Origin of the sequence: Dysosmobacter sp. (genome assembly GCF_052306735.1) — a bacterium.
In the GTDB taxonomy this organism is placed as follows: domain Bacteria; phylum Bacillota; class Clostridia; order Oscillospirales; family Oscillospiraceae; genus Oscillibacter.
Genome location: NZ_DAWBAJ010000018.1, coordinates 1 through 19,388, shown reverse-complemented (window position 1 = coordinate 19,388; position 19,388 = coordinate 1). Strand labels below are relative to the sequence as shown.

The window sequence follows — 19,388 nt, the reverse complement described above, 5'->3', positions numbered from 1 at the left end:
CGGTCACGGTCTCTCTTCCAGTGCGCCTGTGAGATTCAAAATGGCCTCCAGCACGCCGCCGCCCACCGCCAGGGCCTTGTCGCTGGCGCAGTAGCAATGCTTGATCTCGCACCGGGGATCGATGTCTCCGGACTTCATCCCCTTGTGGATAGGCGTGCCGTCCGCCAGAATGCCCCGCAGGACGCCGTCCAGGGTGCAGACCATGGGCTCGCCGTTCACCGTGGCGGCCACATCACCCATCTTCACCTGGGCGCCGATGTCCAGCAGCTGATGGAAAATCCCATCCGCCGGGGCCCGAAGCACCCGCTCTCCGGCAAAGCCGCCGATGAGCCCCGGGATGCCGGTGTTGGGGATGGCGCTCCCCTCATGGATCACCCGGCCCAGATAGTGGCCCCGCATGGTCTCCACCACCGCGTGGCAATCCACTCCGGCGGTGAAGCCGGGGCCCACGCCGATAACCACCGGCGCGTCGGTGATCTTCGTGCCCAGGTTCCGCTTGGCCAGGATGGCATCCACCACCGCGTCAGGCCGCAGCACGGGGATGCATTTCCCCTCCGGATCTGCCAGAACCGGGATCACGCCCTCCTTCAGCAAAGCCAGAGCCTGCTTGGGGTTCTCTGCCTGCCGGGCCGTCACATCCTCTACCGTGGCCTCCCCGTGGACGATGGCTTGGGAAAAGCACACCGTCCGCCGGATGGCAGTGGGGGCCGGGATCTCCGTCATCACCACCCGGATATGGGCCCGCCACAGCCGCAATGCCACGCCGGTGGCCAAATCTCCGGCGCCGCGAATCACTACCAGCATAAGAAATACTCCTCTCTTTGCAGGCTGCCCGCCAGGACGGGCCGTTCCAACAGTCTTGCCAGCACCCGGGCGTTCTCCCGGGCCTGGGGCGTTTCCGCCTGATTCACATAGATCAGGCCTCCCAGCTTCTCCGCCCGGAGAACCGCCGCTTCCGTCCGGGGTGTTGCCTCTGCCGTCTCCGGAACTCCCGCCAGGGCCGCGTAGCGTTCCGGCCGGTGGGCGGCCCTGGCGATGGGCTGCCCGAACCCCGACGCCCCCACCACACAGATCACCTGATTGGCTTCCGGCGGGATCACCGGCTCGTGAGGGGCATGGGCTTTCAGAGGACGGCGGGCGGCACCGTCGGCCTCCGCCAGCACATAGTCAAACATGGCGGCAAGCTGTGCCATGGAAAGTTCCGGTGCGGTGAGCTTCTCCGTTCCCGGCACCGGGGTCCCGGCACACACCAGCCGATGTTTCTCTCTCAGCATCTCCAGTTCCGCCGACGTCCGGGCACAGGGCAGATCCGGAAATGGCAGGATCTTCGTAGTGGTGCACACCAGCACGTGTTTCCCGTCTGCCCCCAATTCTCCACCCAAAGTCCGCAGCAGCGTGGTCTTGCCCCCACCGCCGATGACGGCGGTAACGCCGGGCCGGATATCCAACAGGCTCGCCAGTCCCATGCCGCCGCCTCCCCTTTCGTTCTTCTTTCCATAGAATAGCACTTCCCCCTGCAAGCGTCAAGAACGCGGGTGTACCACCCCGTATTTCAAAAATCCTTCCGGGGTGCAACTGACGGTTGCTAAAATTTCAAGCCCGCTTGGTGGACATTTCTGTGGTTCTTTGGTACTCTGTGACCAGGAAAAGGAGGAGCAAGCATGAGCCTTGGAAGCAACATCAGCCGTCTGCGGGCGGAAAAACACCTCTCACAAGGAGATCTGGCGGAAGCCTTGGACGTCTCCCGCCAGTCTGTCAGCAAGTGGGAGACAGACGGAAGCGTGCCGGATCTGGACAAGCTGGTAAAGCTGAGCCGGATATTCGGGGTGACGCTGGATGAGTTGGTCACCGGAACGCCACCGGAAAATTCGTCAGATGACACCACCGCTCCAGCAGCCCCAACCATCCAGCCACCGGCAACAGGCAATCTTCCGGGGCGGAAAGTCGCAGGCATCGTCCTGCTGTGTATGGCGTTTGTGACGGTGCTGGTGTGTACCGTGGCCGGCGGACTGCTGGAGGGGCTGATCCTCTGTACCCCTTTTCTATCCTGCGGTGTCATCTGTTTCCTGGCCAAAAAACGTCCGGGTCTCTGGTGCGCCTGGGCCGTGTATCTCCTTGTGGAGGTCTATCTCCGCTGGGCCACCGGCATCACCTGGCAGCTGACTTTGTTCACCCTGTCCTTCACACCGGAACAAAACTATATCCGCCTTCTGATCGCCTGGATTCAACTGATGGTGATGCTGGTGATGTTCCTGGTGACCATCCGTGCGTTCCGCCGTGTCCGCGTGGAACCCAGAGGCCGGAATGTCGTGTATCTCATCTGCGGGTGGGCGGCCCTGATTCTGCTGAACGCTCTGAAAAACCGGCTTGATACCCATCTGTATCAAATTCCGGAGTTCAGTTTCAGCCTGGGTCTGCGTCTGCTGCCACAGGCCGTGGATGTGCTGTTTCTGGTATTTTTCACCGCTTTGCTGACAGTTACCGTATGCACCATCCGCACACGAATCGCCGATACCAAGGGGACGCCGTAAGGCGTCCCCTTTTTCTTGACTTTTCCCAGGAAACCTCTATAATAATAGCAGCACCGTTTACCTAACTTGAGTATCACGATAGGAGGACGCCATGCTGGATGGGTGTGGACGGACAATCGATTACCTGCGGCTGAGCGTCACCGACCTTTGCAACTACCGCTGCCGCTACTGCATGCCTCTAGAGGGCGTTGCAAAGCGGGATCACCGGGACATGCTCTCTCTGGAGGAGCTTGCCGAAATTGCAGAAACTTGTGTACGCTGCGGTGTAAAGAAAATTCGCTTAACAGGCGGAGAGCCTCTGGTACGCCGGGGAATCGTGGAACTATGCCGCCAGCTGCGTGCCATCCCTGGACTGGAGGAACTGTGCCTCACCACCAACGGCTCCCTTTTGCCCCAGCTGGCAGCCCCGCTGCGGGAAGCCGGACTGGATCGATTGAACATCAGCCTGGACACCCTGCGGCCGGATCGCTTCTCAGAGATGACCCGGCTAGGGAATCTTTCGGAAGTCTTCTCCGGTATCCGGGCAGCGGAGAACGCCGGGTTCCGGGATCTGAAATTCGACACCGTTCTCATCGGCGGCTTCAACGACGATGAGATCGGGGATTTTGTAAACCTCACCCAGGAGCACCCCTGGGAGGTGCGGTTCATTGAGCTGATGCCCATGGGCCCCTGTGCCGCATGGGACAAGTCCTGTTTTCTCCCCGGAGATACTGTTCTGAAAAGGATACCCACTTTACAGCAGATTGCATCCAGAGGCGTGGCCCGGCGGTATCAGCTACCGGGAGCCGTGGGTACCGTGGGACTGATCTCCCCGGTGAATCACGACTTCTGTGCCCAGTGCCGCCGCATTCGGGTAACGTCGGACGGCAAGCTGAAAGGATGTCTCCACAGCCGTGAAGAAATCAATTTGCGGGGGCTCCACGGCCCGGCACTGGAGGACGCCATCCGCCAGGGGATCCTCCACAAGCCGGAGCGCCATCATCTGGCGGAGCGCCGGAGCGATACCCCGCGCAACATGAATCAAATTGGAGGCTGAACCGTGAGCGAGCTGACCCATTTCAATGAACAGGGCCGGGCAAAGATGGTGGACGTGACGGACAAGGCCGTCACCCACCGCACCGCTGTGGCCGCCGGGGAGATCCATATGGCTCCCGAGACCCTGCAAAAAATCAAGGACGGCACCATGAAAAAGGGCGATGTTCTCTCTGTCGCCCAGGTGGCGGGCATTCAGGCCGCCAAGCACAACTGGGAGCTGATCCCCATGTGCCACCCTCTCCCCCTTACCGGCATTGACATCACCTTCGCCCTGTCGGATGATCCCTGCATGGTGGAGATCCGGGCCGCCGTCACCTGCACCGGCGTCACCGGCGTGGAGATGGAGGCCCTCACCGCAGTGTCAGTGGCGGCTCTGACCATCTATGACATGTGCAAGGCCGTCCAGAAGGACATGCGCATCACCAATATCCGCCTGCTGGAAAAATGCGGCGGCAAAAGCGGAGACTACAAAATAAAGGAGTGAGCCACTTGGCCACTGTCGTATCCGTCAATATCAGCGAAAAAAAGGGGACTATCAAGCATCCCGTTCCGGAAATCCATCTGAAACTGCGTCACGGCATCGTGGGAGACGCCCACGCCGGAGACTGGCACCGGCAGATCTCCCTCCTGGCAGAGGAGAGCGTGGACACCATGCGTGCCGCCTGCCCGATCCCTCTGGACGCGGGAGTCTTTGCCGAAAACATCAATACCCGGGGCATCGACCTCAAGCACCTTCCCGTGGGCACCCATCTGCGTATTGGGGGGACGGAGGTGGAGGTGACCCAGATCGGTAAGGAGTGCCACAGCGACTGCGCCATCAAGAAGGCGGTGGGCAAGTGCGTCATGCCCACAGAGGGCATCTTTGCCGTGGTGGTGAAAGAAGGCACCGTCCGGGCCGGAGACGAAATTGAAATCCTGGAGGCGGAGAAATGAAACTCATCAAAACTGAGGATGCCGTGGGCCATGTGCTCTGCCACGACCTCACCCAAATTATCAAAGATCAGTACAAGGACGCCCGGTTCCGCAAGGGCCATGTGGTGACACAGGAGGATATCCCGGTGCTGCTCTCCATGGGCAAGGAGCACCTGTACGTCTGGGAGATGACGCCGGGAATGCTCCACGAAAATGACGCTGCCGAGCGGCTGTATACCCTGTGCGTGGGCGACCACATGGACCGCAGCGAGGTGAAAGAGGGCAAGATCGAGCTGAAAGCCGCCTGTGACGGCTTGTTTCGGGTAAATTCCGAAAAGCTGATGGCCGTCAATTCCATTGAGGACATCATGATCGCCACCCGGAAGGGCGGAACCGCCGTCCGCAAGGGCGACAAGCTGGCAGGCATGCGGGTGATCCCCCTCATCATCCCGGAGGAGAAGCTGCAAGCGGCGGAGCAGGCCGCCGGGGATACGCCCCTGCTGGAGCTCAAGCCCTGGGTACGGCGCACTGCTGCCATCGTGGCTACCGGCAGTGAGGTGAAAAAGGGTCTCATTCAGGATACCTTCCCCCCGGTGGTGAAGGACAAACTTGCATTTTACGGTATCGAGACCCTCTCTGTCTCCTACTCCGGCGACGGGGTGGAAAACGTGGCAAATGCCATTGCGGAAGCCCGGGCCACCGGCGCCGATGTGATTCTCTGCACCGGGGGCATGAGCGTGGATCCCGATGACAACACTCCCGGTGGGATCAAGGAAAGCGGGGCAAAGATCATCACCTACGGTGCTCCGGTACTGCCCGGCGCTATGTTCCTGCTGGGCTACTACGACGACGGTACCCCTGTCATGGGCCTCCCCGGCTGCGTCATGTACGCCGGCGCCACCATCTTCGATCTGGTGCTGCCCTTTGTAACAGCGGATGTGCCGGTGACCCGGCAACAGATCGTGACTCTGGGCGAGGGCGGGCTGTGCCTGGGATGCAAGCCCTGCCACTGGCCGGAGTGCCCCTTCGGAAAATAAAGTGCGTTTGATATGCGCCGTATCTGCGGCGCATATCGTTCCCACGTCGTTATTCTCAAGTGAATATCACGTTAGTTCAACACCGCCCTTGCATTGGCGGACAGAACATATTATCATCAGAAAGGAAGATCCCCCATGAAAAAAGCGCTGTCTTTACTGCTGGCCCTGTCCATGGTACTTGCCCTCACCGCCTGCGGATCCTCTGCACAAGAGGAAACCACGGATCCTGCCGAAAAAGAGACCCAGGAAGCCGCCGAGCCTGTGGAGCTGTATGTCTTCGCCGCCGCCTCCCTGGAAGAATCCCTGAACCAGGCCATTGCTGCCTATGAAGCGGCCAATGAGGGCGTTACCATTGTGCCCACCTATGACTCCTCCGGCACCCTGAAAACCCAGATCCAGGAGGGAGCCGACTGCGATGTTTTCATCTCCGCCGCTCCCAAGCAGATGAACCAGCTGGATGCCCAGGGCGGTGAGGAGAATACCGAGGGGTTGGACTTCGTAGACAGCGCCACACGGCTGGATCTGCTGGAAAACAAAGTAACGCTGGCTGTTCCCGAGGGGAATCCCAAGGGGATCGAAACCTTTGACCAGCTTGCGGAACTGCTCCAAAGCGGTGATGTGATGCTGGCCATGGGCAACAGCGACGTCCCCGTAGGCCAGTACACCCAGAAGATCTTTGCCTACTACGGGATCGATGAAGCCGCCATTGCTGGCTGCATTACATACGGCTCCAACGTCAAAGAGGTCACCACTCAGGTAAGCGAAGGGGCAGTGGACTGCGGCATCATCTACGCCACCGACGCATTCTCCGCCGGCCTGACCGTGGTGGACGAAGCCACCGCCGACATGTGCGGCCAAGTGATCTATCCTGCCGCCGTCATGAAGAACAGCGCCAATCCCGAGGCCGCCAAGGCGTTCCTGGACTTCCTCTCCACGGATGAGGCCCTTGCCTGTTTTGAGGCCGTGGGCTTCTCTCCCCTGGTCTGAGCCGCGGAATCCTAAACCTGCGTAATGACCGGGGAGCGGACATATCCTGTCCGCTCCCCGGTTCTCCGCATTGCCTTGCTAGGCAATCTTTCCCATTCCCTCTCAGGAGGTTCTGCGTATGGACTGGTATCCCCTTTACAATTCGCTGCGTATCGCCGCCATCTCCCCATTGGGCAACAGCCCAATGGGGACCCCGGCTTGATCTTGTCCGGCCAGGCAAAGCCTGCCCGAACCAAGGTTTTGCTCTGCAAAACACTTGTACGCCGCACAGCGGCGTCCCGCCTTTGGCGGGCAGAGATGGCGGATCCCCCATTTCCTCTCAGGAGGTTCTGCGTATGGACTGGTATCCCCTTTACAATTCGCTGCGTATCGCCGCCATCTCTACGGTGGCTGTGTTCTTCCTGGGCATTTTTACGGCCTACTATATTGCCAAGCTTCCCCGTCTGGTAAAAGGCGTACTGGATGTGGTGCTGACGCTTCCGCTGGTACTGCCCCCCACAGTGGTAGGCTGGCTGCTGCTGATCCTGTTGGGGCCCAAGCGCCCCCTTGGTGCCTGGGTGCTGGAAACATTCGACGTCAAACTGGTGATGACCTGGTGGTCTGCTATCTTTGCCACCGTGGTGGTGGCCTTTCCCCTGATGTACCGCACTGCCCGGGGCGCCTTTGAGAGTTTTGACCATACATTGGCGGAGGCCGGGCAAACCCTTGGCCTCTCCAATACCTATATCTTCTGGCGTATCCGGATGCCGGTGTGCCGCCAGGGCATCCTGGCAGGGACGGTGCTGGCCTTTGCCCGGGCCCTGGGCGAGTATGGAGCCACCTCCATGATCGCCGGATACACCCCCGGACGTACCGCCACCATCTCCACTACCGTCTACCAACTCTGGCGCACCAACGACGACGCCGGCGCTCTGCGCTGGGTGCTGGTGAACATCGCCATCTCCGCCGTCTTTTTGCTGACGGTCAATCTGTTGGAAAGCCGACAAAAGCGGAATGGAAAGGAGGTACGGGCCTGATGCTCCATGTGGATATCCGAAAAACACTGGGCGCGTTTCATCTGGAAGCCCGGTTTGACGCGGAAAACGAGGTCCTGGCCCTGCTGGGCGCTTCCGGCTGCGGGAAATCCGTGACCCTCAAGTGCATTGCCGGAATTCTGACCCCGGATGAGGGCCAGATCACTCTGGATGGCATTCCCCTCTTTGACAGCGCCGCCAAAATCGATCTTCCGCCCCAGCGGCGGCAAGTGGGCTATCTCTTTCAGCAGTATGCCCTTTTCCCCAACATGACGGTTCGGCAGAACATCGCGGTGGCAGTCCGGGAGAAATCCCGCCGCACAGCTGCCGTGTCGGAACTGCTTCGCCGCATGGAGCTGGAGGCAGTGGCGGAGCTGCGGCCCCATCAGCTCTCCGGCGGCCAACAGCAGCGCTGCGCCCTGGCCCGGATCCTGGCATCAGAGCCTCGTGCCATTTTGCTGGACGAGCCCTTCTCTGCCCTGGACAGCTACCTCAGACAGCAGCTGGAGTTGGAATTGGCGGACACCCTCTCCGCTTTCCCCGGCACCGTGGTGTGGGTCTCCCACGACCGGGGCGAGGTCTATCGCAACTGCAACCGGGTGTGTGTCATGGATCATGGCCGCACCCAGCTGCCGGCAGATACCGCCCATCTATTTGCCCATCCGTCCACGGAAGCTGCCGCCCGTCTCTCTGGATGTGAGAACTTTCTGGATGTTCTGCCGGGAAACGGCACCCTGGTCATTCCTCAGTGGGGTGTTACCCTCTCCTGCCCTGACGTTCCTCCCTCCGTGCGTCGTGCCGGTATCCGTGCCCGCCGGGTGATCCCATCGGAAGCAGGGGCTTTCAACGCCATTCCCTGCACCGTAGAGCGGGTAGTGGAGGATCTGACCGCCGCTGCCATACTGCTGCGGCCGGAAAATTCCGCCTCCGGTGCCCCCCTTCTGCGGATGGAACTGGACAGGACAGCATGGAGGACCATAGGGGCCCCATCCCGGCTTACCGTATCTGTTGCACCGGAAGATATTCTTTTATTTCAATAACTGTAAAGGAGAATTGCCTTATGTTTACAGCCGCCGTCATCACCGTCAGTGACCGCAGCTTTCGGGGAGAACGCCCCGACGCAGGCGGCCCTCTTGTCGCTGAAATACTCCAGTCCGCCGGGTATAAAATCCAGACCGCCCTGGTGGTACCGGATGAACAGATCCGCATCGAAGCCGCCCTGCGGGCACTGTGTGATGAGCACCCGGTGAATCTGATTGTCACCACCGGCGGCACCGGCTTCTCTCCCCGGGACGTAACACCGGAAGCCACCCTGGCTGTGTGCCAGCGGCTGACACCGGGGATCCCGGAGGCCATGCGCTATGCCTCCATGCAGATCACACCCCGGGGCATGCTCTCCAGGGCTCAGGCAGGTATCCGGGGCGGAACCCTGATCGTGAACCTTCCAGGATCCCCCAAAGCTGCCAAGGAGAATCTGGAGGCAGTCCTCCCCACCTTGGCTCATGGCCTGGAGATGCTCTCCGGTGCCCCCGCTGACTGCGCCGCTCTCAAGGACTGACCTGCTGCGAAGATGTCCCCCTCCTTTCCCGGTAGGTTTTGATGAAACATACAAAAAGGACGCCTCAAATTGAGGCGTCCTCTTTTCGTCAGGTTCCGCTGTTCCAGAATCCGCTCCACCAGTCATCCCCGGCATTGCCGGTATTTCCACCACCGGAGTTTCCGCCGCTGGAATTTCCACCGGTATTGCTTTCGGAGTTTCCGTTGTTGGAATCATCCATATTCTCGTCTCCGAATCCGCCGGAGGGATCATAGTTGGGATCATTGGGATCAATGGCGGGATTCTCTCCGTCCTCTGGATTCTCCGGTACCACAGTTTCCGAGGAGTGAACCGTGCAGCCAGTCTCGGCAAAGGCCTCCTCCACGGTGCTCAGCAGATACGCATCGTCATCCGCTTTGATATTGGGCCCGTAGTCCTCCCGGACGTGATCCAGAAATGCCCTCTGCACCACAGAGCTCTCCGGGCAGTACTCGCCTGCCAGGCAGTTGCCCTCTGTGCAGTAATCCCGCACCACGTGCATGGTACAGGTCTCGGTGGGCGCTGTTCCCGCCGCCACCGTCACCGATTGGATCCGATCCTGCCGGGGATCCAGGGCGCAGGCTTCACCGGCCAGCATGCCGCTGTCCTTGCAGACTTGAACAGTAACCAGCCCGCTGGAAGGCGTTTCAAAATCCTTGTAGGGCAGGTCTTCATGGACTTGCTGCATGATTTTTTTCCAGAGGGTGATAGCGGGGTTGCCGTTATAGCTGACCCGGGCATTGTACTGATAGCCCGTCCACACTGCCGCCACATAGTAAGGCGTGTAGCCCACGAAATAGCGGGTGTAGTTATCGTTGGTGGTACCGGTCTTACCCGCAATGGTCATGCCGCTGAACCTGGCACTGGAACCCGTACCGCTGGTTACAGCCCCCTTCAGGAGCTGATTCATGAAGTAGGCGGTGGTCTCCTTCATGGCCTCCTCACTCTGGGTCTCGTTCTCCAGAACCACATTGCCGTCCCGATCTTCCACCCGGATATAGGTTCGGGGAGAGTTGTAGATTCCGCCGTTGGCAAAAGTGGAGTAGGCCGCTGCCATCTCCACGGTGGACAGGCCGTAGGTGAGGCCGCCCAGACCCAGAGGGCTCTCATTCATATCCTGGGCCACCAGCCCCAGATGCAGGTTCTCTGTGGCAAAGGCATAGGCCTCCGTTACGCCTACCCGCTCCAGAGCCTGGATGGCCACGGTGTTGATGGACTTGGCCACACCGGTAGCCAAGGTGGTCATGCCCGTATAGGTGTTGGGGGAGTTTTTAGGCCACGGCGTACCGTTGAGCAGCCGGACAGGATAGTTATCAAAGGTGGAAGCCATGGTGATGGCCCCCGCGTCCAGAGCCGGAGCATATACCGTCACCGGCTTAATGGAAGAACCCGGCTGACGCTTGTCCGTGGCGTAGTTGGTAATGAGATTGCCGGTTTTCTCCCCCATGTCGCCAACCAGAGCCACGATGTCACCGGTATAGGGATCCATAATGGTGATGCCGGAACGGATGGGTTGTCCATTAGAAGAGGTGAGGTTATTGAGGTTGCCTCGATCTTCATAGACAGACTCCGCGATCTCCTGGATCTCCGGGTCCAGGGTGGTGTAGATCTTATAGCCGCCGCTGTAAAGCTGGGTCCGTGCTTCGCCCGGGGAAATCCCCTTGAGCTCCGCCAGGTCCTTGGAGACATCCAGGATCACCTGGTCCACGAACCAGGAGTTGATGCCGCTGGCACCGGAGACCTCCGCCACCAGATCCTCCGCAGAGGTGGTACCGTCAGTAAACTGGAGAACCTCGTTCACGGCGGTCTCGTACTCCTCCTCCGTCAGGAAAGGTTCCCAGGTGCTGGAATCCGTGGAATCTCCGTCCAGGGTGGCAGGCCCCTCCACTTGAGACATCTTCTTGAGGATGTTCTCCTGCCGCTCCTTATTCAACTCCCGTGGGGTCTTGTACCGGATGGTGCCGTCATCCTGCTCCACCGGGACCTCAATGTCGGACATGGGCCCATACATGGAGGGGTTGTTGGTAATGGCAATCAGACAGGCGCATTCCGCCGTAGACAGCTCGCTGACATCCTTTCCAAAGTAGAACTGGGCGGCCGTCTGCACGCCGTAGCAGTTCTTGCCCAGGTAAATATAGTTGAGATACAGCTCCAGAATGTCCTTTTTGCTGTAATTCTTCTCAAACTCCAATGCCCGGAATATCTCCCGGACCTTACGGTTCACCGTGCCGTCATCGTCGCCCGTCATGTTCTTAAGCAGCTGCTGGGTGATGGTGGAACCACCGAAGGTATCCCGCATGCCGATAAACATATTCAGCGTGGCGCCGGCAGTCCGCTTCCAGTCCACACCGTTATGCTCAAAGAACCGCTCATCCTCAATGGCCACCACCGCCTGCCACAGGGCATCCGGCACATCCTCAATATCCACCCAGATACGGTTTATATCGCCGTACAGGGTCTGATACTCCTTCCACTCCTGGGTCTCCTTGTCCTGATAGTAGACAAAGGAGCTGTAGCTCATGTTGTAGTCATCCGCGTTGACATACAGGGTGGGTGCCAGGGTGGTATTGACGTACTTCATAAAGATACCGGCGATGATGGCAGATGTGCACACCCCGATCAGCACCAATGTCCCCAAGACAAACAGCACCCGATGGCCTGCGCTGCTCCCCTGCCGCTTCTTTTTGGTCCCCTGCCGGTGGGGGGGCCGCTCAGGAATGGATTCCCGCTTTCCGTGCTCCAACTCAGGGCACCTCCTTTGCTCAGATTTTTATAGGGGATTCTCCCCCGTTGCTGTGCCGTGCCGCCGCATGGCGCGTGGCCGCACGAATCCATAATATCTACTATTCTAACATCCCGTGTCAATATTGAAAAAGTCGTAATTCGTCAAGAAAAAGTTCCCTGTTCGCATGGGTTTCTTTGTTTTGGGCAGGATAATCCCGTCGGTGCCTTCGTGCTTTTCCTTATTTTCAAAACTTCCGGCCCTTGCAATCTTTCCGGAAGTCAGTTACAATAATGCCAGCATACACGAAAGGAGCATGCGCACATGAGTGAGGAGTTCGGCCCCACTTTCCTGACAGTCACCGATGAGGACGGTCAGGAGATCGTTTTGGAATTCGTCTCCGCTCTGGAGTATAACGGGCAGCAGTATCAGGCGTTTTTCCCCGCTGAGACCGAGGGCGAAGAAGAAGATCCGGACAGCGGTCTTGTGATTTTGAAGGTCATCCATGAAGACGGTGAGGATCTGCTTTCCACCCTGGACTCCGATGAGGAACTGGATGCAGTCTATGAGCGCTTTATGGAAGAACTGTTCGACGAGGAAGACGATGGCTGAGAGCGCGGTTTCGATTGCATTCCGCCGCTTTTTGTGATACGTTGTAAAGGATCCCTGCGGGGTTCGTGATAGGTCTTTTTTTAACCCACATTTCGTTATAAGGGATGCCGGATCAGTCCGTGGTTCGCAGGCCTCCCGACTGCCGTCTGCGGTTGGAAGTTGGAAGCGATAAAGCGGGCTGGAGGCGACCCACCTGGCCTTGAAGGTGCAGGTTATAACGAGTCCTACACGGCCGCTGTGGGGATCTTCCTGTATTGTCGGCACCGGCGGAGCAGAAAAACACTGCTCCGCTTTTTTACTGGCGTAATTTGCCCCAATCTCCGCCGCAGAACCGGAATTCCAGAGAATTTCCCCTTGCACATGCGGCGCTTTTCCATTATAATAAGCGAGTGCGTAATTACGGTTTCTTGCGAACCTTGCACCAATACTTGAGAGGACTGAAACACAAATGAGCGCATCAAGAGAAAAGAAAAACCGGCAGGATCTCTCCGGTTCCGACTGGAGCAATCCCAAGACCGCCCGTGAGGCACAGCAGCGCAAGGAGGAAAAGCGTACCAACATCCTCTATGGCACCATTGGCGTGGTATTTTTGATCGTGGCGATCATCGCAGTGATCTGGAAATCCAACATCATTCCCAAGACGGCTACGGCCGCTACCATCAACGGTGAAAAGTACACCGCCGCTGAGGTCAATTATTACTTCCAGAACTATTACACCAACTGGGTGAACCAGAACTATTACTATCTCAGCTATATCGGTCTGGACACCACCGCCGATCTGCGGGACCAGGCCTACAGCGACGACCAGTCCTGGTTTGACTTCTTCATGGAGCAGACCCTGGACTACATGACCAGCGTCCAGGCCCTCAACGACGCCGCCGCTGAGGAAGGCTTCACCTGGGACGATGAGATGCAGGCCGACTATGACAGCTCTCTGGAGGCTCTCAAGAGCACTGCTTCCAGCTATGGTTACACGGAAAAGCAGTACCTGGGCACGATCTACGGCAGCACCATGACCGAAAAGGTGTATCAGGAACAGCTCAAGCGTTCCCTCCTGGCCCAGTATTATTCTCAGGATCATCAGGACAACCTGACCTATACGGAAGACGAGCTCACCGCCGCTTATAACGAGGATCCCAACGCTTACGATCAGGTATCTTACCAGTATGTCCGCATCAGCGGCGCTGCCGCCACTACGGACGAAGACGGCAACGAGATCGAGGTCACCGATGAGATGACCGCCCAGGCCATGGCTGATGCCAAGGCCACCGCCGATCAGCTCTATGCCGACTGGCAGGCCGGCGGCGATCTGGAGCAGTTGGCGGATGACGCAGGACTTTCTGTCACCTCTGCCGAAGCCGGCACTTACAGTGACAGCGTTGTTATGAACTGGCTCTTTGACTCTGCCCGCCAGGCCGGCGATACCGCCGTGCTGGAGGACACCGACGGCTCCGCCTACTATGTGGTGGGCTTCAACGAGCGGCTCCACGATTATCACCCCATCAATGTCCGCCACATTCTCATCCAGCCGGAGGATTCTGAGCTGAGCTCCGATGACGAGGGTTACGAGGCCGATGTGGAGGCCAAGGACGCCGAAGCCAAGCAGAAAGCCGAGGATCTGCTGGCTCAGTGGAAGGCCGGCGAGGCCACTGAGGACTCCTTTGCCGAACTGGCCAAGGAGAACTCTACGGACTCCAATGCCGCCCAGGGCGGTCTCTACGAGGATGTCACGCTCGGCACCATGGTTTCCGAGTTTGAGGACTGGTGTTTTGATCCCGCACGTCAGAGCGGCGACACCGGCATCGTGAAGACCACCTACGGCTACCACATCATGTACTTCGTGGGCACCGCTCCTGAGACCTACTGGGAGCTGCAGGTCACCAATGCTCTCAAGTCCGATGACATGGCCACTTGGAGCGAGGAGAAAGTTGAAGGCTATACCGCTGAGCAGAGCTCCTTCGGTATGCGGTTCGTTGGCTGATTGATTCAGGTAAAAGATGCCGGCTTTTTAAAGCCGGCATCTTTTTTCCGGGGAAAACTCCCCTAAACAGGAAAAGGAGACAAGCACGCTATGGAAAATCAATTCCTCCGCAGTGAAATGCTCTGGGGGCCGGAGGCTCAGGCCCGCCTGGCGGCAAGCCACGTGATTCTCTTCGGCCTGGGGGGTGTGGGCAGCTATACGGCGGAGTGTCTGGCCCGGGCTGGTGTCGGTGAACTGACACTGGTGGATCAGGATACCGTAAGCCTCACCAACCTGAACCGCCAGCTGGAAGCCCTCCACTCCACCTTGGAGCAGCCCAAGGTGCAGGCAGTGGCCCGGCGGCTGCTGGATATCAATCCCGCTCTGGTGCTCCATCCCATCCACGCCACCTACGACGCCGCCCATCGGGAGCAGTTTTTCCCGGAGGGCTGCCGGTATGACTACATTGCAGATGCCATCGACCTGGTCTCCTGCAAGCTGGATCTGGCCCAGACCGCCCGCCGCCTGGGAATCCCCCTGGTGATGGCCCTGGGCACCGGCAACAAGCTGGATCCCTCCCTCCTGCGTCTGACAGACCTGTCCAAGACTTACGGATGCCCCCTGGCAAGGGTCATGCGCCGTGAACTTCGGCGGCTGGGGATGGAACATGTAAAAGTAGTATTCAGTCCCGAGGAAGCTGTGGAGGCGCAACAGCTGGAGGCCCCGCCACCGGGGCGCCGCAGTGTACCAGGCAGCACTCCCTGGGTTCCCGCCGTCGCCGGGCTGCTGCTGGGCAGTGCCATTGTGCGGGATCTCATTGCAGGAAAAGGAGGCGTCGTCCCATGCTGACCGGCACCATTGTCAATGTACTGGCTATTTTAGTCGGTTCCGCCGTCGGGCTGCTTATCAAGTGGCTGGGTACCCGCTTCTCCACGCTCTTTGCCGGGGCTTCTAACACGGGGCTGCGGCTCCAGGCTATCATCACCCAGGGAGCCGCGCTGTGCGTGATGTACCTGGGCATCAGCGGCTGCCTGGAGGGAGAACACTCTCTCATCTCCATCCTCTCCATGGTGCTGGGCTGCCTCATCGGGGAGCTGCTGGACCTGGACCGGCGGATGCAGACACTGGGCAACTGGGTACAGGAGCGTACAAAGCGGGTCTTTCACGAAGGCGGCACAGCTACCATTGCAGAGGGATTTCTCACAGCCAGCCTTCTCTTCTGCGTGGGAGCCATGGCCATTGTGGGCGCTCTCAACGACGGCCTTACCGGCAATCACGACATGCTTTTTGCCAAAGCCATGCTGGACGGGATCATCTCCATCGTCTTCGCCTCCTCTCTGGGGATCGGCGTGGCATTCTCCGCCGTGGCGGTGTTTCTCTATCAGGGCAGCATCTCCCTGCTGGCCGCCTTCCTGGCGCCGCTGCTGCAAAACGACACCGTCATCGGTGAGATGACCTGTGTGGGCTCCCTGCTGATCATCGCCCTGTCCTTGAACATGCTGAATATCACCAAGATCAAGGTGATGAATATGGTTCCGGCGATTTTCTTCCCCATCCTCCTCTGCCAGTTCCTGTGAAGGCGTACATAGCAAAAGAGACGGCATAAGCCGTCTCTTTTTGATTGGGGTCAGATGCCGCTCAGGAGCCTGATCACCTCCTCTGTCGCCTGCTGCTCGTATTCCTCCGGGCAGACGGCATCCGCTATATAGAACCCCTGTCCCCGAGCCATGAAGGCCATCACTGCTCCGAAGCCATTACTGCCGAACACTGGTACCAGCTGAGCGGTGTCCCCATTGGAGAGTGTGAGTTCCTCCGCCTGAATCTCTTCAAAATCTCCGTGGAACAGCACAAATTCTCCCGGCTCTCCGGAGTAATACTCCGTGTACAGATATGCTTTCACACCGATTCCAGCGTGCCATTCCCCCTCATATGTGTTGTGCACGCTGAGCCTGATCTCCGAGATCTGACCCTCCTCCAGCTTGAAATAAAGGTCAGTGGGGCCCTCCGGACCCGGCAGGTCGACACCCAGATACTCTGTTGCCTCGTCCCAACTGTCAAATTTATGGCTTCTCCTGCCTGCCGCAGCATCCTCCCGAATCTGCTGCGACAAGGATGCCAGAGGCGTGATCTCCACTTCAGCCGCCGCCTGGTACGCCTGGTCCGCCGATCCGTTCTGGATGGATTTCAAGGTAGGATCCGCATCCCGGTAATCCTCCAGGTGCTCCACATCCAGAATCCGGATCTCCACACTGTGGAGCACTGCCGCCGCTGTCCCCGCCAGCAGCAGGCACAGGCAGGCCGCCACCGGCAGATACCGCCGCCACTTGGGCTGTTTCACCGGCTCCATGGCCTCCTCCAGCAAAGTCGGATCCACATACCGCAGCCCCTCATACAGATCCTGTCCGTTCATTGCCAAAGTCCCTCCTTCTGCAAAAATTCCCTCAGCTTTTTCCTCGTCCGGTGCAGCGACATCTTCACCTTGCTCTCGCTGACGCCGCAGTTTTGGGCTACCTCCTTTACGCTCTCGGCGTACCAGTAGCGCCGCAGGAAGAACCGGCGGTTCTCCCCTCCCAGGCCCGCCAGGAAGCGGCCGAGGGCCTCCCCGATCTCCCGGGCATCCTGCTCCATCTCCCGCCGCTCATCGGGGATACACAGCTCCAGTTCCGCCGTCAGCGCCACCAGCTCCCCACGGCGCTTTTGCGCATTCTCCCGGCCCAGCATACTCAGGGCCTTGTTGCGGCAGATGGCAGCCAGATACGCGAAGAGATATACAGGCTCCTCCGGCGGGATGGCGTTCCAGGCGGCCAGGTACGTGTCGCTGACGCATTCCTCAGCGTCCTCGGGACTCCCCAGCAGCCGCATGGCCAGTGCACGCAGCCGCCCGCCGTACTGTGCATCCAAAGCCGGTATCGCTTCCTGATCCCGCCGCTGAAACAGCGCCAGGATCTCCCGGTCCTCCATGGCCATCCCTCCCCTCTCACCCTTATAGACAGGATTTATCCCCTGTTGGTCACAGGATACCACAAAAATACCTCCCGGCGCTGTCCGCGCCGGGAGGTTTCCTGTTTTTTCAGTTCAGGGGAATCTCCACTTCCCCGAAGCGGAGGGCCGTGACTTTGCTGAGGTCCACGGGCACCTGCCAGTAATAAACGCTGCTCCACTGAGTACTGGCCTCGTCCCGGAAGCGGCTGGAGCCGCTGGACCAGTTCACCTGACTGCCGTCTTCCAGCACCAGGGCGCATTTCAGGGGGCTCCATTCCTGATCTTCCGCAAGCTGAACATAAGTGATGTCCGTAGCGGAGATCTCCACATCCCACAAGGTGACGGTTCTGATGTCTTGGGTCGACAAATCCATGGCGGGAGCCTGAAGTTCCTCCATGGTCAGCATGGTCCCCGCCTCCCCGGGCTCCAGGGAGAAAGTCAAGGTCCAGTGGCCCTCCGCCAGGACCACATCCTCGTCGCCGCTCGCGGTCATATCATTGCATACCAAGTCGTCCAGCAGCAGCGTGACCTGCCGGGGCTCATCCATCAGGGAGCTCTGCCCCGCAAGATCGATGGTATATTGAACCAGCATGGTCAGCGTGCCATCCTGGGATACACCGGCATAGGGGAATTCAAAACCGTATCCGCCGGGGGTGCCCACTTCATCCGGGTCCGGGTCCAGAGTCATGTCTATGCTGTCAAAGTGGTATCGGAGGGAGGAGTCCTCCGCGTATTCCCCGCTGACCTTCACCAGCAGCCACACGGTGCTGTTTCCAATGGTGGCGGAATCCACCGTCACCGTGACACCGTTTTGCGTATCGTTGACGCCTACCGGCTGGGTCAGCCGGTCAATGAGGGCCAGCTGTTCTTCGTCCATAGTGGATCCGGTGGTCTCCTCCCACTCCTGGGCGAACCAGCCCCGCAGGGTTCCCGGTGCTCCCACGGCCGCCACCGCCGTTCCGGCCAGCACTGCCAGTACTGCCGCAGCCATGAGAATTTTCCTGGGAAATCTTCTTCCTGCGGGCTTGCGTTCCATCTCGCTCATCTTTCGTACCTCCTCCTGTAAACGGCTGGAGGAGCGCACCTCATCAAACATCTCCCGATACTGCTGTTCCATGGTTCATTCCTCCAATTCCTGTTTCAACTTTGCCCGGGCGCGGGCCAGACGGGTCTGGACGGTAGATGGGTTCAGACGCAGCAGTTCCCCTACTTCCGTCACCGAATAGCCCTCGTAATAATAGAGATACAGCGGCAGGCGGTACTTGGCCGGCAGCCCCATCACCGCCTGATAGAGTGCTGACCGTTCCGGCGTGGAAAAGGACGGCTCCGGACAGGACACCAGGGGGATCGTGCGCCTGTGCCACGCGCTGCGGGCGTGATCCCGGCAGAGATTCAGCGTCACCCTCACCAGCCAGTAGCGCAGATGGGCATCGCTGCCAAATGCCCCCTCCTCCCGCCATAGCCGGAGCATCACCTCCTGGGCGATATCCTCCGCGTCCTGGGGATGGCGGAAGTAGTTGAGGGCAATCCGGTACACCATATCCAGATACTGTTCCGCAGCGCGGTCAAATTCCTGCTTTGTCAGCATGGGCCTCTCTCCTTGAAAAGCTTTTCACCTGTAATACGGAAGGCATGGGCGGAATATCTCATAAGCAGTGTGTGCAGGCAAAAAAAATTCCCTGCCCAAAGGACAGGGAATTTTTCTATGTGGCTTTGAGAGCGAAATTACTTCAGCTCGACCTTGCCGCCGGCCTCTTCGATCTGCTTCTTCAGAGCCTCGGCGTCGTCCTTGGACACGCCCTCCTTCAGGGTCTTGGGAGCGCCCTCGACAGTGGCCTTGGCCTCGGCCAGGCCCTGGCCGGTGATCTCGCGGACAACCTTGATGACCTTGATCTTGGCAGCGGCGTCGAAGCCGGTCAGGACCACGTCGAAATCGGTCTTCTCCTCAGCAGCGGGAGCAGCAGCGCCAGCAGCGGGAGCAGCCATAGCAGCGGCGGAAACGCCGAACTCTTCCTCCAGAG

At 59.2% G+C, this 19,388-nt stretch carries 21 protein-coding genes and 1 other RNA gene; 14 read left to right on the top strand and 8 right to left on the bottom strand.

Annotated elements, in window-relative coordinates; genetic code table 11:
• Positions 1-3 precede the first annotated feature (3 nt).
• Together yqeB and yqeC are read right to left on the bottom strand one after the other, a co-directional pair.
• Positions 4-804, bottom strand: a complete 801-nt coding sequence (gene yqeB, locus ACT67G_RS06400) for a selenium-dependent molybdenum cofactor biosynthesis protein YqeB (protein ID WP_443663572.1) — start codon at positions 802-804, stop codon at positions 4-6.
• The gene (gene yqeC / locus ACT67G_RS06395) at positions 795-1,466 is read right to left on the bottom strand and encodes a selenium cofactor biosynthesis protein YqeC (protein WP_443663570.1); all 672 of its coding nucleotides are present in this window, start codon (positions 1,464-1,466) and stop codon (positions 795-797) included. Before yqeC ends, yqeB begins: the two co-directional genes overlap by 10 nt.
• A gap of 195 nt (positions 1,467-1,661) precedes the next feature.
• On the opposite strand from yqeC, the gene ACT67G_RS06390 reads away from it, so the two are divergent.
• The 9 genes from ACT67G_RS06390 (at position 1,662) to ACT67G_RS06350 (ending at position 9,073) form a co-directional block, all read left to right on the top strand.
• A complete protein-coding gene (locus tag ACT67G_RS06390) occupies positions 1,662-2,531 on the top strand; it encodes a helix-turn-helix domain-containing protein (protein ID WP_443663568.1) in 870 nt (289 codons plus the stop codon).
• 91 nt (positions 2,532-2,622) lie between these two features.
• On the top strand, positions 2,623-3,567 hold the full coding sequence (gene moaA, locus ACT67G_RS06385; protein WP_443663567.1) for a GTP 3',8-cyclase MoaA: 945 nt from the start codon (positions 2,623-2,625) through the stop codon (positions 3,565-3,567).
• A gap of 3 nt (positions 3,568-3,570) precedes the next feature.
• Complete coding sequence (gene moaC, locus ACT67G_RS06380; RefSeq protein WP_443663566.1) at positions 3,571-4,050, top strand: cyclic pyranopterin monophosphate synthase MoaC; 480 nt, start codon at positions 3,571-3,573, stop codon at positions 4,048-4,050.
• Positions 4,051-4,055: 5 nt separating this feature from the next.
• A complete protein-coding gene (locus ACT67G_RS06375) occupies positions 4,056-4,499 on the top strand; it encodes an MOSC domain-containing protein (RefSeq protein WP_443663564.1) in 444 nt (147 codons plus the stop codon).
• Positions 4,496-5,515: a molybdopterin-binding protein gene (locus tag ACT67G_RS06370; RefSeq protein WP_443663563.1), complete on the top strand. Its 1,020-nt coding sequence runs from the start codon at positions 4,496-4,498 to the stop codon at positions 5,513-5,515. Before ACT67G_RS06375 ends, ACT67G_RS06370 begins: the two co-directional genes overlap by 4 nt.
• A gap of 135 nt (positions 5,516-5,650) precedes the next feature.
• Positions 5,651-6,502 carry a molybdate ABC transporter substrate-binding protein gene (gene modA / locus ACT67G_RS06365; RefSeq protein ID WP_443663561.1) on the top strand — a complete coding sequence of 284 codons (852 nt, stop codon included), beginning with the start codon at positions 5,651-5,653 and terminating at the stop codon, positions 6,500-6,502.
• A gap of 335 nt (positions 6,503-6,837) precedes the next feature.
• Positions 6,838-7,518 (top strand): molybdate ABC transporter permease subunit, encoded by a 681-nt coding sequence (gene modB / locus ACT67G_RS06360; protein WP_325246869.1) that lies wholly within the window; start codon positions 6,838-6,840, stop codon positions 7,516-7,518.
• Positions 7,518-8,555 (top strand): sulfate/molybdate ABC transporter ATP-binding protein, encoded by a 1,038-nt coding sequence (locus ACT67G_RS06355; RefSeq protein WP_443663559.1) that lies wholly within the window; start codon positions 7,518-7,520, stop codon positions 8,553-8,555. The genes modB and ACT67G_RS06355 overlap by 1 nt, the downstream gene beginning before the upstream one ends.
• A 20-nt stretch (positions 8,556-8,575) precedes the next feature.
• Positions 8,576-9,073: a MogA/MoaB family molybdenum cofactor biosynthesis protein gene (locus tag ACT67G_RS06350; protein WP_325246865.1), complete on the top strand. Its 498-nt coding sequence runs from the start codon at positions 8,576-8,578 to the stop codon at positions 9,071-9,073.
• Positions 9,074-9,161: 88 nt separating this feature from the next.
• On the opposite strand, the gene ACT67G_RS06345 is transcribed toward ACT67G_RS06350, so the two are convergent.
• Entirely contained in the window at positions 9,162-11,834 is a 2,673-nt protein-coding gene (locus ACT67G_RS06345; RefSeq protein ID WP_443663557.1) for a transglycosylase domain-containing protein, read from the bottom strand.
• Between the two features lie 303 nt (positions 11,835-12,137).
• Between ACT67G_RS06345 and ACT67G_RS06340 the strand changes: the two genes are divergently transcribed.
• The 5 genes from ACT67G_RS06340 (at position 12,138) to ACT67G_RS06320 (ending at position 15,962) form a co-directional block, all read left to right on the top strand.
• Entirely contained in the window at positions 12,138-12,425 is a 288-nt protein-coding gene (locus tag ACT67G_RS06340; RefSeq protein ID WP_325247652.1) for a DUF1292 domain-containing protein, read from the top strand.
• Positions 12,426-12,473: 48 nt separating this feature from the next.
• Positions 12,474-12,673: non-coding RNA, 6S RNA (gene ssrS / locus ACT67G_RS06335), on the top strand.
• A 200-nt stretch (positions 12,674-12,873) separates the two neighbouring features.
• The gene (locus ACT67G_RS06330; protein ID WP_443663555.1) at positions 12,874-14,406 is read left to right on the top strand and encodes a peptidylprolyl isomerase; all 1,533 of its coding nucleotides are present in this window, start codon (positions 12,874-12,876) and stop codon (positions 14,404-14,406) included.
• A gap of 90 nt (positions 14,407-14,496) precedes the next feature.
• Complete coding sequence (locus ACT67G_RS06325; RefSeq protein WP_443663554.1) at positions 14,497-15,234, top strand: tRNA threonylcarbamoyladenosine dehydratase; 738 nt, start codon at positions 14,497-14,499, stop codon at positions 15,232-15,234.
• The gene (locus ACT67G_RS06320; protein WP_443663552.1) at positions 15,228-15,962 is read left to right on the top strand and encodes a DUF554 domain-containing protein; all 735 of its coding nucleotides are present in this window, start codon (positions 15,228-15,230) and stop codon (positions 15,960-15,962) included. The genes ACT67G_RS06325 and ACT67G_RS06320 overlap by 7 nt, the downstream gene beginning before the upstream one ends.
• A gap of 50 nt (positions 15,963-16,012) precedes the next feature.
• On the opposite strand, the gene ACT67G_RS06315 is transcribed toward ACT67G_RS06320, so the two are convergent.
• From ACT67G_RS06315 to rplL, 5 genes are all read right to left on the bottom strand, one after another.
• Complete coding sequence (locus ACT67G_RS06315; RefSeq protein ID WP_443663550.1) at positions 16,013-16,795, bottom strand: hypothetical protein; 783 nt, start codon at positions 16,793-16,795, stop codon at positions 16,013-16,015.
• Entirely contained in the window at positions 16,792-17,346 is a 555-nt protein-coding gene (locus ACT67G_RS06310; protein ID WP_443663548.1) for an RNA polymerase sigma factor, read from the bottom strand. The genes ACT67G_RS06315 and ACT67G_RS06310 overlap by 4 nt, the downstream gene beginning before the upstream one ends.
• Before the next feature lie 109 nt (positions 17,347-17,455).
• A complete protein-coding gene (locus tag ACT67G_RS06305; protein ID WP_443663547.1) occupies positions 17,456-18,484 on the bottom strand; it encodes a hypothetical protein in 1,029 nt (342 codons plus the stop codon).
• 3 nt (positions 18,485-18,487) lie between these two features.
• Positions 18,488-18,955, bottom strand: a complete 468-nt coding sequence (locus ACT67G_RS06300; protein WP_325244989.1) for an RNA polymerase sigma factor — start codon at positions 18,953-18,955, stop codon at positions 18,488-18,490.
• A 137-nt stretch (positions 18,956-19,092) separates the two neighbouring features.
• The coding region (gene rplL / locus ACT67G_RS06295; RefSeq protein ID WP_443663545.1) for a 50S ribosomal protein L7/L12 at positions 19,093-19,388 on the bottom strand (296 nt) is incomplete at its 5' end.

What these genes read in the sequence shown, in the direction of transcription:
- yqeB (WP_443663572.1), bottom strand. Translation starts at nt 804, where the DNA reads ATGCTGGTAGTGATTCGCGGCGCCGGAGATTTGGCCACCGGCGTGGCA.
- yqeC (WP_443663570.1), bottom strand. Translation starts at nt 1,466, where the DNA reads ATGGGACTGGCGAGCCTGTTGGATATCCGGCCCGGCGTTACCGCCGTC.
- ACT67G_RS06390 (WP_443663568.1), top strand. Translation starts at nt 1,662, where the DNA reads ATGAGCCTTGGAAGCAACATCAGCCGTCTGCGGGCGGAAAAACACCTC.
- moaA (WP_443663567.1), top strand. Translation starts at nt 2,623, where the DNA reads ATGCTGGATGGGTGTGGACGGACAATCGATTACCTGCGGCTGAGCGTC.
- ACT67G_RS06370 (WP_443663563.1), top strand. Translation starts at nt 4,496, where the DNA reads ATGAAACTCATCAAAACTGAGGATGCCGTGGGCCATGTGCTCTGCCAC.
- modA (WP_443663561.1), top strand. Translation starts at nt 5,651, where the DNA reads ATGAAAAAAGCGCTGTCTTTACTGCTGGCCCTGTCCATGGTACTTGCC.
- modB (WP_325246869.1), top strand. Translation starts at nt 6,838, where the DNA reads ATGGACTGGTATCCCCTTTACAATTCGCTGCGTATCGCCGCCATCTCT.
- ACT67G_RS06355 (WP_443663559.1), top strand. Translation starts at nt 7,518, where the DNA reads ATGCTCCATGTGGATATCCGAAAAACACTGGGCGCGTTTCATCTGGAA.
- ACT67G_RS06350 (WP_325246865.1), top strand. Translation starts at nt 8,576, where the DNA reads ATGTTTACAGCCGCCGTCATCACCGTCAGTGACCGCAGCTTTCGGGGA.
- ACT67G_RS06340 (WP_325247652.1), top strand. Translation starts at nt 12,138, where the DNA reads ATGAGTGAGGAGTTCGGCCCCACTTTCCTGACAGTCACCGATGAGGAC.
- ACT67G_RS06330 (WP_443663555.1), top strand. Translation starts at nt 12,874, where the DNA reads ATGAGCGCATCAAGAGAAAAGAAAAACCGGCAGGATCTCTCCGGTTCC.
- ACT67G_RS06325 (WP_443663554.1), top strand. Translation starts at nt 14,497, where the DNA reads ATGGAAAATCAATTCCTCCGCAGTGAAATGCTCTGGGGGCCGGAGGCT.
- ACT67G_RS06320 (WP_443663552.1), top strand. Translation starts at nt 15,228, where the DNA reads ATGCTGACCGGCACCATTGTCAATGTACTGGCTATTTTAGTCGGTTCC.
- ACT67G_RS06315 (WP_443663550.1), bottom strand. Translation starts at nt 16,795, where the DNA reads ATGAACGGACAGGATCTGTATGAGGGGCTGCGGTATGTGGATCCGACT.
- ACT67G_RS06310 (WP_443663548.1), bottom strand. Translation starts at nt 17,346, where the DNA reads ATGGAGGACCGGGAGATCCTGGCGCTGTTTCAGCGGCGGGATCAGGAA.
- ACT67G_RS06305 (WP_443663547.1), bottom strand. Translation starts at nt 18,484, where the DNA reads ATGGAACAGCAGTATCGGGAGATGTTTGATGAGGTGCGCTCCTCCAGC.
- ACT67G_RS06300 (WP_325244989.1), bottom strand. Translation starts at nt 18,955, where the DNA reads ATGCTGACAAAGCAGGAATTTGACCGCGCTGCGGAACAGTATCTGGAT.